7 protein-coding genes and 1 pseudogene are annotated in these 12,013 nt (G+C 44.0%); 6 read left to right on the top strand and 2 right to left on the bottom strand.

Going from position 1 to position 12,013, the window contains the following annotated elements; translation table 11 throughout:
• The 4 genes and pseudogenes from V7K30_RS18010 to V7K30_RS17995 all read left to right on the top strand — a co-directional run.
• A pseudogene (locus V7K30_RS18010) lies at window positions 1–123 on the top strand (photosystem II D2 protein (photosystem q(a) protein)); the annotation flags it as partial.
• Window positions 107–1,498 (top strand): photosystem II reaction center protein CP43, encoded by a 1,392-nt coding sequence (psbC, locus tag V7K30_RS18005; RefSeq protein WP_335001507.1) that lies wholly within the window; start codon window positions 107–109, stop codon window positions 1,496–1,498. The pseudogene V7K30_RS18010 and the gene psbC, both read left to right, overlap by 17 nt.
• Window positions 1,499–1,725: 227 nt before the next feature.
• On the top strand, window positions 1,726–1,911 hold the full coding sequence (locus tag V7K30_RS18000) for a PCP reductase family protein (protein WP_335001505.1): 186 nt from the start codon (window positions 1,726–1,728) through the stop codon (window positions 1,909–1,911).
• A 21-nt stretch (window positions 1,912–1,932) separates the two neighbouring features.
• Window positions 1,933–2,571 carry a Uma2 family endonuclease gene (locus tag V7K30_RS17995; RefSeq protein ID WP_335001503.1) on the top strand — a complete coding sequence of 213 codons (639 nt, stop codon included), beginning with the start codon at window positions 1,933–1,935 and terminating at the stop codon, window positions 2,569–2,571.
• A gap of 208 nt (window positions 2,572–2,779) precedes the next feature.
• On the opposite strand, the gene V7K30_RS17990 is transcribed toward V7K30_RS17995, so the two are convergent.
• Both V7K30_RS17990 and V7K30_RS17985 read right to left on the bottom strand, forming a co-directional pair.
• Window positions 2,780–3,616, bottom strand: coding sequence for an SWIM zinc finger family protein (locus tag V7K30_RS17990; RefSeq protein WP_335001501.1), 837 nt, complete (start codon window positions 3,614–3,616; stop codon window positions 2,780–2,782).
• Window positions 3,617–3,715: 99 nt separating this feature from the next.
• On the bottom strand, window positions 3,716–8,476 hold the full coding sequence (locus V7K30_RS17985; protein ID WP_335001499.1) for an SNF2-related protein: 4,761 nt from the start codon (window positions 8,474–8,476) through the stop codon (window positions 3,716–3,718).
• 144 nt (window positions 8,477–8,620) lie between these two features.
• On the opposite strand from V7K30_RS17985, the gene V7K30_RS17980 reads away from it, so the two are divergent.
• Complete coding sequence (locus V7K30_RS17980; protein ID WP_335001498.1) at window positions 8,621–9,166, top strand: GNAT family N-acetyltransferase; 546 nt, start codon at window positions 8,621–8,623, stop codon at window positions 9,164–9,166.
• A gap of 102 nt (window positions 9,167–9,268) precedes the next feature.
• Window positions 9,269–11,425, top strand: a complete 2,157-nt coding sequence (locus V7K30_RS17975) for a polyribonucleotide nucleotidyltransferase (protein ID WP_335001497.1) — start codon at window positions 9,269–9,271, stop codon at window positions 11,423–11,425.
• Window positions 11,426–12,013 lie beyond the last annotated feature (588 nt).

Below are 12,013 nucleotides of genomic sequence, written 5' to 3'. Positions count from 1 at the left end.
ACCTTCTATACCAAAAACATTTTGCTGAATGAGGGTATCCGCGCTTGGATGGCTCCTCAAGATCAACCCCACGAACAATTTGTATTCCCTGAGGAGGTATTACCACGTGGTAACGCTCTCTAATAGACCAAATATCTTAGGCGGCGCTGGACGCGACCTAGAATCCACTGGGTTTGCCTGGTGGTCTGGTAACGCACGTTTAATCAATCTATCTGGCAAACTACTGGGTGCTCACGTTGCCCACGCTGGTTTGATTGTATTCTGGGCTGGAGCGATGACCTTATTTGAAGTCGCTCACTTCATTCCTGAAAAGCCTATGTACGAGCAGGGCTTGATTTTGTTACCTCACCTCGCCACTCAGGGTTGGGGTGTTGGTGCTGGTGGTGAAGTCATCGACACCTTCCCCTACTTTGTTGTCGGTGTACTCCACCTAATTTCCTCAGCCGTCCTTGGCTTTGGCGGTATATATCATGCCGTCCGTGGCCCAGAAACCTTAGAAGAATACTCTTCTTTCTTTGGTTACGACTGGAAAGACAAGAACAAGATGACCAACATCATCGGGTTCCACCTGATTATTTTGGGATTCGGTGCACTGCTGTTGGTAGCAAAAGCAATGTTCTTTGGTGGGTTGTATGACACCTGGGCACCAGGCGGTGGTGATGTTCGGATTATTACCAATCCGACATTAAACCCAGCGGTTATCTTCGGTTATGTAATCAAGTCTCCCTTCGGTGGCGAAGGCTGGATTGTCAGCGTCGATAACTTAGAAGATGTGGTCGGTGGTCACATCTGGATTGCCTTTATCTTAATTGCTGGCGGTATTTTCCACATTCTTACCAAGCCTTTTGCTTGGTCACGTCGGGCATCCATCTGGTCTGGTGAGGCTTACCTCTCGTACAGCTTGGGCGCTCTCTCCCTGATGGGCTTCATTGCCTGCCTCTTTGTTTGGTTTAACAACACCGTTTACCCCAGCGAATTTTACGGCCCTACCGGTCCAGAAGCTTCTCAAGCTCAGGCTCTGACCTTCTTGATTCGTGACCAACGCTTGGGTGCTAACGTCGGTTCTGCCCAAGGCCCCACTGGTCTAGGTAAATACCTGATGCGCTCTCCAACTGGAGAAATCATCTTCGGTGGTGAAACCATGCGCTTCTGGGATTTCCGCGGCCCTTGGTTGGAGCCTCTACGTGGCCCCAATGGTCTTGACCTGGAAAAAATCAAGAACGATATTCAGCCTTGGCAAGCTCGTCGCGCTGCTGAATACATGACCCACGCTCCTCTGGGTTCTTTGAACTCCGTGGGTGGTGTGGCTACCGAGATTAACTCCTTCAACTACGTATCTCCTCGCGCTTGGTTGGCGACTTCTCACTTCGTACTAGGATTCTTCTTTCTAGTTGGTCACTTGTGGCACGCTGGTCGCGCACGGGCTGCTTCTGGTGGTTTTGAGAAAGGAATTAACCGTGATACTGAGCCAGTGATGTTCATGAACGACCTCGACTAGGTTATAAGGTTTATTTCATCACTGACAACTAAATAATTTAGAGGCTCTTGCATAAAAGCAAGGGCTTTTTTTATAGGAAAATTAGTAATCTGCTGATTATAGGACTTACGCAAAATTGTCTCAAAAACCTGATTTGTCGTAGCGGTAATTCATGAATTACCGCTACTTCAGAACTTTTGTGCGTAAGTCCTGGATTAAACTGAGGACTTAGCAAGGTAATAAATACTATGAGCGATTCTAATTTTATTGATGCTTTGCAATGGACAGATCAAGCTAAAGAAAAGTTGCAAAATATTCCCTTTTTTGTCCGCGCTCAAGCTAGAGCCAGAATTGAACAGCTGGCTCGTGAAGCAGAGCAAGAGGTTGTGACAGATGATTTGGTAGAACAGGCTAGGCTTGAGTTTGGACAATAAAACATTCTGGAGGTCGTAACAATGACAGTCGCCAAGAATCGAGCAGACCGAGTAATGCTTTACGACATTAGCTGGCAACAGTTTGAAAATCTTCTAAAAGACTTGGGAGAGCATCGGGCAGCACGGTTAGCTTACGATCGCACCACTTTGGAAATTATGACACCTTTACTTGAACACGAACATTACAAAGAGGTAATTAGTATTGCAGTTCAAGATATCGCTGAGGAGTTGGCTATAGACTATGAAAGTTATGGTTCGACTACCTGGAAGCGAGAAAGCCGAATGGCAGGGGTGGAGTCAGATAACTGCTTCTATTTTCAGAATGAAGCTGCGATTCGGGGTAGATTGGATCTGGACTTGAGACAAGACCCACCGCCTGATTTGGCACTGGAAATTGATGTTACCAGTAAGTCTCTAAATCGTTTTCCCATTTATGCCCGCCTGGGAGTACCAGAACTCTGGTGTTATGACTCCGGTGAACTCAAGATTTATCACCTGCAAAATGGGGAATATGTCGAGTCAGAGAAGAGTCTAGTATTTCCTACTTTAGAAATTCGATATCTGCCGAAACTGATTGAGCAAAATCGGGCAGATGGCAGACGGGCAATTCGTCGGGCGGTGCGGCAATGGGTGAGAAAAGGCGGGAAGGGTAAAGATTGAAGTGCAATTGTGAATTACCCAGTCAATCAATTTTGGATTTTGGATTTTGGATTTTGGATTTTAGATTGAATCCATACATCAATGTAGGTGGCTCTGATATTAAGAAAATCTTCTTTGTTTATCCATAAATAAATTTAGGCAAATCAAGACTTTGTTTAGATTTTGAATTTGGACTTATTCAATCCAAAATCTAAAATCTAAAATTAGGTCAACTTCCTCCTACATTCATTGCTGCTAAAAAAGCCTTCTGGCTCACATCTCTGTAAACTGTATTCAAATACTTCATTACCACATCACTCGAAGTTGAATTTACTGCATTTTCCTCTTCTTTCGCTAGGGGAATCGCTCCTAATACATCTAAAACCGTATCGCTACTGGACGGCGCAATCACTACCAAAGATGACTCTAGTGGCTCATTGTATTGCCAGAAAGAGTCAATTTTTACCGAGTATTTGTTATTAGGAATTGACTGTTCAATGTCGGGCGTTTTTGTGGTATTGGGTTCAATCTTGGCACTACGTAATTGCCGTAAATCGCTGATAATTTGCTCTTTGGTGCGTCCGCGCAATTGAAATAATACAAAAGGGTCTTCACTGAAGCGATCGCCTAACTGATAGTACAGGGCACCAATATGTTTACAGGGATTTGCTTTATCAGGACAAGAGCATTTACTCTGGACATCAGCAAGGGTAAATGGAAATATCGAAAGACCATTCGCTGTGAACACTTCTTCTATATTTTGTGGCATTTCTCCTGCTAGGAGCTTGGCAGCAAAAATTGCCCTTTGGGACATAGTTTCAATTACATAACCCCACTGTTCATCGCTAAAAGGTTCAAGGGAAAGGGAAACTTTATAAGGTTCTACTTCACTACCTTGCACCCTAGCTAATACTTTTGCACCTTTAAATTCTATGCTCAAAACATTTCCCTGACGAGCATAATTTCTTGCACGTTCCAAACGCTTTTTAAAGCGATAGGAATCTAGCAAATCTAGCCATTGCTGTGACCACCATTCGCGGCTTGCTTGTAATGTGTAATTAGTCATAATCGATTTAAAAAATTAGTAGTGTGCCGCACCTATTTCGATGGGTTTGTAGTGAGGGATTTAACCCTCATTTTAAGGACTAAAGTCCTTACTAAAAACTTATTCTGCATCATCGTCAATTACTGCACTGCGGTCAAGTATTAGTAAGTTGCGAAGTTGGTCTGTATCCAGTTCAGTCAACCATTCTTCACCTGCTCCCACAACTTGTTCAGCTAGTTGTTTCTTACTCTCAATCATGTCATGAATTTTTTCTTCTAAAGTGCCTGTGCAAACAAATTTATGCACTTGCACATTCCGGGTTTGACCAATCCTAAATACTCGGTCTGTGGCTTGATTTTCTACGGCTGGGTTCCACCATCTATCAAAATGGAATACATGATTTGCTCGTGTTAAATTCAGTCCTACTCCACCCGCTTTCAGAGAAAGAATCATAATTGGTGGGCCTTGGGGGTCGTGTTGGAAACGGTCAATCATTTCCTCCCGTTGTTTTTTACTGGTGCTACCATATAAAAAGAATATTTCTCGCCCAAGCTGTTTTTCTAAATAGGGTTTAAGTAATTTACCCCACTCAGCAAATTGTGTAAAAACTAAAGCGCGATCGCCTTCTGCTAAAACTTCTTCTAACATTTCTTCTAGCCGCAGAAGTTTAGCTGAATTATGTTGCTCTAATGTCGCCTGTTTTAAGTATTGGGCTGGGTGATTGCAGATTTGTTTGAGTTTGATTAGTAAAGCTAAAATCATCCCTCGGCGTTGCAATCCTTCAGCAGAATCTATCTCTGCTAAAGATTGTTCTACAACTTGTTGATAGAGTGTAGCCTGTTCGCCAGTTAGACCGCAAAATACGGTCATTTCTTGCTTATCTGGTAAGTCTTGAATGATGTCGCGATCGCTTTTCAATCGCCGTAGTATAAATGGCTGAACTAATGAACGTAATTGACTCAAAGAAGCCGTATCACCATACTTTTCAATTGGCATGGCAAACCGCCGCTGGAAAAATTGCTTATTACCTAAATACCCAGGATTAAGAAAATCTAAAATAGACCATAGTTCTTGCAGCCTATTTTCTACAGGTGTCCCCGTCAATGCAATGCGAAACGTAGCTTCTAACTGCCGCACTGCTTTTGATTGCTTCGCCTCTGGATTTTTCACATTTTGGGCTTCATCTAAAACAATTATCTGCCAAGAGACACTTTGTAATGACTTGATATCTCGATGAAGAAGTGAGTAGCTGGTAACGATTAAATCGTGATTTTTCACTGCTTCTAAAAACGCTTTCCCTTTTGGGCGTTTGTCACCGTGATATTGCAAAATTTTCAGGCTTGGTGCAAATTTATTGACTTCCCTTTCCCAGTTGCCTAAAACAGAAGTTGGACAAACCAATAGAGTTGGATTTTCGAGTGCATCTTGTTCCTTCAAGTGCAGGAGAAAGGCAATGAACTGGATAGTATTATGGCAAATAATATTGTTAGCAACGAAATTATGATGCTTGCTAACTTCAAAGTCGTAAACCCACCCTGCATACTGTACATCCTCAATAGCCTCAATCCGGCAATAAAAGACTTCTTGATCGAGAAGACATTGCAAAGACTGTCTTGTTAAGCTCAACTGTTCTACATCTAGGTTGCCATAGGCTGACAAAGTTTGAGTTGTCCACTTGGAAGGTTTTAGTAGCTGATAGTGTTCTTGGGCTTCTCCACTAATCATGCGGCTCATCCCAGCTATTACTCGCTGGAAACTATCTTTAGAAAATTGCTGTGAGCCATTAATATAAACAGTGTTGTGCATTCCAAAATGCCGCAATGGTAGTCCTGTTGCTCTGACTGTTTGGGCAACAATATTAGAAGCAGGTATTCCTTCAATATTGGTGTTACTTCCCAGTTGACAAATTTGTTCTAATCTCTGCTGTTTTTCTGAGTTATTAAAACCAATTTCTTGCAAAAATCTGCGGGCAGAATTGCCACCAATTACACCAATATGGTAGGTGCGAAAAATACGAGTTTCATTAGTAGTACACTTCAGTTTGGGCGATATTCGTAACCAAATACCAAAGCGCCGCAACAGTCCAGAAAGTTGCTGAATTAGTAAAGCTGAAGCTGTAGCAATTTCGATACTCACCATACTCAAAACAACAGCAGATTCAGCATCAAAATAGTTCTGTAAAAATATCCGCACACTATTCAAGTCTGCCTGCATGATGAAAGGCGGAATAGATTTTTCTGCCGACAGTTTTCCCCAAACATAACCTTTAGCTTCTAAGAATCGCCGATAGGCTTGGCTGTTAACTCGAAGACAAGGAACTCTGCTAGGAAAGGTACAGATATTAGGGCTGTTAATTTTGAGGTTATAGCGCTTTTGAATACGTTGGCAAGTCTGGAGTAGATCCTCTAGTACTCTGATGTCTTTTTGAGATATTGTGACTCTTCCTACATCGGGTAGTTCATGCCCTTCGGCAATCTGCCAAGCCAGAAACTTAACCAAATCAGGGTCTTGTGGTTGTCCATTCCAAAGCGTTTTACCTGGTACACAAACGTAATCACCCACTTGTAAGTTATTTGTCCAACCTTTACTTGTCAGCAGCTTGTGACGATGAGTGATGGTAATACTATTACCGTCTTCTAGCGTGACTTTTCGTAATTTCTCGTGGACTTGCTGCCGATACAAGCGTCTGACATTAGCTTGGACGATTTTGCCAGTTTCTTCATGTATGGAATTAACTAATAATTGCTCTGTGGGGTTAGCCCAAAATCCTTCACCGTCAAACTCTGTTTCTCCAGCGTGAGTTGTCCAGATTGTCTCGGCTGTACGTAACAGTCCATTTACATCTATTAGAGTATCATTTGCTATGCATTTCCCCAATCCCATGTCGTCGGCGAGACACGCACCTAAGCCCCAACGTTCTAAGAATGACAGCCAAGCAGCACCACGTTCTTGATAAGGTCGTAACTGTCCTTGAAAGCCTGCTGGTGTGGGCAAAGGTGCGATTGCTTGATTATTTGTTAGCGCCCCAATCAACTCTTGCAATGCCCCAGATGCCTGAAAGCTGACCACTGGTAATTTTTCAATTACCTGGGTATCTCCTGTACTGAAACGCAAGGCATCTTCCAAGGAAAGGGCCATTTGGTCTTTGCGAGTGGTAAAAAAAGTTTGGGCTGTCTTTATGTCTTGCGATCGCAATTCTACCCACTCGCCGTTAATTTCCACTAGCGGACTATTTAAAGCCACAAGTCTATCAAACTCAGCTTTGGAAATAGTTTGTCCACCAATTGCCAATTGCCATTGGAAATTCAGCAGACTTTGCAACCCTAAACGTCCCTGCTTTTTCTTTGGGGTTTCGGCAGTAATTTTCAAACCCAAACGGTTTGCCCATCCTTCACGGTTCGCTAAACTGGGAGGCAAAATTACTCCCAAACCACTGTCTTCCAATCTCCAAGCTACAGCTTTGATAAACTCATATGCTTGGATGGGGTTGAGACGAGAAAATTGGGGATATTCGGTTTCAAAACTGGGTGCGATCGCTGGATATAATCGGGAAGCTAGCCCCAAACCTCGCAAAAATGTTTCTTGTGGTTGCTCAATTACCCGATTTTCATAAACCAATCGTTCAACTGGATTGTTCCAAATAGTTGCCGCATCCACCACAAACTCAGGATCATCAGCCGCTTGCAGAAAATACGCCAATGTCCAATCTGTTTCGCCAGACTCTGGAGAACGCAGTTGAAAACAGGTACGAAATAGAGTTTTAAGAGTTAATTGGTATTGTAGCGGCATCGTCCAAGCCTTCAGTGCCGCTTCCAGTCGTTCCACTTCAATGGTATCTGCATTGACTGCATGAGATGCACTGGTTAAAGCTTGCAGCCATTGTCGTACCGCAGATGGTAAAGATGCGATAGCTTTAGCTTCAATTGCAGGTTGAGAACCTAACATTTCTCGCGCTTGGGCATCTATCGTACTGTTCAGAAATCCCAGCAACAATTCTTGAGGTTCGGTGGGGAAATTTACATAGATTGGGCATTGGGCATTGGGCATTGGGCATTGGGCATTGGTTATTGATTCTTCTCCCTCATCTCCCCCTGCTTCCTCATTTTCCCCTAGTCCCCACTCCCGACTCCCCACTCCCTCCTGATAGGTGCGACAAACCAACGGCATATCCGCAGAAAATTTTTCTAGGCGAGTTCCATCTACAGCACTGTCTAGAAGTACTTGCCATTTAGCAGCAAACGCACCATCTGATTGTCGGTCAATTCTTGGTAAAAACTTACACCGCGAGATTAAATCTAAACTCCATCGGGCAACTTGCGACCAAAAGCGTAAATCTCCTCCTACAAAGGCATCTTCTCCGTTAGCAGCATTTAGGGGAACAGCAGTGAGAAATTTTACTGCTTCGCTGGGGTTGAGACAAAAACCTTCAACTCGCCACGGTTGCAAATATTGTGGGGAGTCTGTGTCTAGCCCCAAGCTGGCAGAATGGACTGGGAAAATCGCTGCTGTTCCTTCTTTACTGCCTTCTGGGATATAAGTTGGAAGGGCAATTATTTGCGAATGCGTTGGTAAAGTTATTTCAGTAGCACTGGCGGCTTTACGTGCTCGTCCAGTAGTAGCGATCGCTCCGCCCGTCCTTCGCGTAGCGGATCGTAGAGAAGGCATCGTAATTTGGGGTTGCTGGATAAAGCTGGTAATCGCCATATTCTGGGAAACCAACCACTCACTCAACTCAACTGATGTCATTGCTAATGGATTTACTGGGATATCTCCAGATCCATTCGGCTCGAAATTCACTCGTGGCGATCGCCAAGTTTCTCCCCAAATAAATAAACAACCATTTTGATTTTTTAGTAACCAATTACCGTGTAAAATCGCCATTTGCTAAGTACTCAGATTTTCCCAAAATTAAATAATTCAACTCGTCAATATTCTACTTTTTACACTTTGTTCCGCATATTTTTCCGGCAAATATTGCATATAATAAATATTTCAGCAATCACTCCGCATAAACATTATTAATTAATGGAATTTCCCCTTATTCAAATTTTAAAAAGTGAGATAATAGTTGAACTAGATTATATGCATCCTCAAGAACAGGAGGTTGTAAGAGCATTACTCAATGTTGTAATTGTTGAAGGTAAAACTTATCCCCAAAAGCAACCTCTATCTCAGGCAGAATTTTCAACTTACTGGTTGAGTAAGGACGCCTTTGTTGTCAGGACAGCTGTTCAGGATGCTACACACAAGCCAAAAGAAATATTAGGGGCGTTTTATTTAAAGCCAAACTTCCCCGGTCGGTGTTGCCATATTTGCAACGCTGGTTTTATTGTACAACCTGGGTTACGCGGTCAGGGGATCGGGCGGTTCATGGGAGAGGCTATGCTTTTGATAGCAGCAAACCTGGGCTACGAAGCAGTAATGTTCAATTTGGTCTTTGAGACTAATATACCTTCAATTACACTTTGGCAGTCGTTAGGATTTGAGATCATTGGGCGCATTCCGCGTGCGGCGAAGCTAGGGGATGAACAAGTGGTAGACGCACTGATGATGTATCGCGCTTTGGGTTGAACCATAAGTCTTATCTTTGTATGTACTAAAAGTCAGTCATAGGGCATAAATGTTAGGATTGCCACAGAAAGAGAATAGCGAAAGAGAAGGAAAAAAAACTGAATGGCAGAAGTTGACAAGTCAATATCCTTCGATGGAAGGGATATTCGACTGAAAGTAGGCTTACTAGCTCCCCAGGCTGGTGGGTCGGTTTTGATAGAATCAGGGGACACATCCGTTTTAGTGACGGCTACGCGATCGCAAGCCAGAGAAGGCATTGATTTTCTTCCCCTTACAGTAGATTATGAAGAAAGGCTATATGCCGCTGGTAGGATTCCCGGAGGGATTATGCGGCGCGAAGGTCGTCCACCAGAAAAAACAATTCTCACCAGCCGTCTAATAGACCGTCCCATGCGTCCCCTGTTCCCCTCATGGCTACGGGATGACCTGCAAATTATTGCCATCACGATGTCGATGGACGAGTTAGTGCCACCCGATGTGTTAGCAGTTACAGGCGCTTCCATCGCTACCCTAATTGCCCAGATTCCTTTTAATGGGCCAATGGCAGCAGTGCGGGTTGGTTTAGTGGGAGATGATTTCATTATTAACCCCACCTATGCAGAAATTGAAGCTGGAGACTTGGATCTGGTAGTAGCAGGTTCACCACATGGCGTAATCATGGTGGAGGCGGGAGCCAATCAGTTGCCAGAACGAGATATTATCGAGGCGATTGACTTTGGTTATGAAGCGGTGCGGGACTTAATTAAAGCGCAGCAAGATTTAATTGCAGAATTGGGTCTAGTAATAGTGCAAGAAGCACCACCAGAAGTAGACCAAACGCTAGAAAATTATATCCGCGATCGCGCCAACGGTCAGATTAAGAAAATCCTGTCTCAATTTAGTTTGACCAAACCCGAACGCGATGCAGCTTTAGATGTCGTCAAGGATGAAATTGCCGCGACGATTACCGAACTGTCAGAAGAAGATCCCATTCGAGTTGCCGCAACTGCAAATAAGAAGGCACTTGGTAACACTTTTAAAGATATTACCAAATACTTCATGCGGCGACAAATCATCGAAGATAATGTCCGCGTTGATGGCCGCAAACTTGATGAAGTCCGCCCTGTTTCTTGTTTAGTTGGTGTCTTACCAAAGCGAGTCCACGGTAGCGGTTTATTTAACCGGGAACTAACTCAGGTATTATCCGCTTGTACTCTGGGTACACCTGGGGATGCTCAAAACCTCAACGATGACATGCAGCTAGATCAGCACAAGCGTTACCTGCATCATTACAACTTCCCGCCGTTCTCAGTCGGGGAAACCAAGCCAATGCGGGCCCCAGGAAGGCGCGAAATTGGTCACGGGGCATTAGCAGAGCGATCGCTACTACCTGTGCTACCGTCAAAAGAAGAATTTCCCTACGTGATTCGCATCGTATCGGAAGTACTTTCTTCCAACGGTTCCACCTCAATGGGTTCAGTCTGCGGTTCCACCCTCGCCTTAATGGATGCTGGTGTGCCAATTCTCAAACCCGTCAGTGGCGCAGCAATGGGTCTGATTAAAGATGGGGACGAAGTGCGAATCCTGACCGACATTCAGGGCATTGAAGACTTTTTGGGCGACATGGACTTCAAAGTTGCCGGTACAGATGTCGGGATTACCGCCTTGCAAATGGATATGAAAATCTCTGGTTTGTCGTTGGAGGTTATTGCCCAAGCCGTCCACCAAGCCAAAGCAGCCCGGCTGCACATTCTGGAGAAAATGCTCGCCTGCATTGACGTGCCGCGGACTGAAACCTCACCCTATGCCCCACGTCTGCTAACAATCAAGATTGATTCAGACATGATTGGTCTGGTCATCGGGCCTGGAGGCAAGACTATTAAGGGGATCACAGAGGAAACTGGTGCTAAAATTGACATCGAAGATGATGGCACCGTGACAATTTCCGCTGTGGATGAGAACAAGGCCAAAAGAGCCAGAAACATCATCCAAGGCATGACCCGCAAGCTACACGAAGGGGATGTCTATGCAGGACGCATCACTCGGATTATACCGATAGGTGCATTTGTGGAATTTCTGCCTGGAAAAGAAGGGATGATCCACATTTCTCAACTAGCTGACTACCGCGTTGGCAAAGTTGAGGATGAAGTAGCAGTGGGCGATGAAGTGATTATCAAAGTGCGCGAAATTGATAACAAAGGTCGGATTAATCTCACCCGCTTGGGTATCCACCCAGATCAAGCAGCAGCAGCACGAGAAGCGGCGGCGGTGAATCGGTAACTCGATTTGGGATTTTAGATAAGATAAAATCTAAAATCCGCGATGCCTAATGTGAAGGCATCGCCGTATGCTTCTCTAATTAGTTGCCGAACTGTTATAGATAAATTTACCTCGCTCAAAATTGTTAATTTATTTATTAAATACTTGACAGGTTTAAGGTAGTATATTTTACTCTTTATTCAGTGTGTTGAAGTTCATCGACACCACTCTTCAGAACCTTGAAAACCGCATAACTTCGTTGACTGGTGTCGATTACTTGTACAGTAAGGGTTTCCGGCTAAAAAATCCATCTCTTATTGACAATTTATCGTACTTATTGGCATTCTTAAAAGTGGTGTCGAATAGGGGGTCTGAAACACTCTCCTAGCATGGCTTCCAGAAGTGAACTCTTTCCATAACCACTTCCCCTAACGGGGATGGAAACAAAATGTTAGCCCATGTTTCCTTGGCTGTATTATCAACTTTCCATAACCACTTCCCCTAACGGGGATGGAAACCCGTACTTACCTGACTAGTAAATTAGTTGCAGACTTTCCATAACTACTTCCCCTAACGGGGATGGAAACTAAATAGAATATCAAATTTTTT

Origin of the sequence: Nostoc sp. (genome assembly GCF_036917655.1) — a bacterium.
Taxonomy (GTDB): domain Bacteria; phylum Cyanobacteriota; class Cyanobacteriia; order Cyanobacteriales; family Nostocaceae; genus Nostoc.
Note: the sequence above shows the minus strand (reverse complement) of the source record. Positions and strands in the feature narration are given on the sequence as shown.

What these genes read in the sequence shown, in the direction of transcription:
- V7K30_RS18000 (WP_335001505.1), top strand. Translation starts at nt 1,726, where the DNA reads ATGAGCGATTCTAATTTTATTGATGCTTTGCAATGGACAGATCAAGCT.
- V7K30_RS17995 (WP_335001503.1), top strand. Translation starts at nt 1,933, where the DNA reads ATGACAGTCGCCAAGAATCGAGCAGACCGAGTAATGCTTTACGACATT.
- V7K30_RS17990 (WP_335001501.1), bottom strand. Translation starts at nt 3,616, where the DNA reads ATGACTAATTACACATTACAAGCAAGCCGCGAATGGTGGTCACAGCAA.
- V7K30_RS17985 (WP_335001499.1), bottom strand. Translation starts at nt 8,476, where the DNA reads ATGGCGATTTTACACGGTAATTGGTTACTAAAAAATCAAAATGGTTGT.
- V7K30_RS17980 (WP_335001498.1), top strand. Translation starts at nt 8,621, where the DNA reads ATGGAATTTCCCCTTATTCAAATTTTAAAAAGTGAGATAATAGTTGAA.
- V7K30_RS17975 (WP_335001497.1), top strand. Translation starts at nt 9,269, where the DNA reads ATGGCAGAAGTTGACAAGTCAATATCCTTCGATGGAAGGGATATTCGA.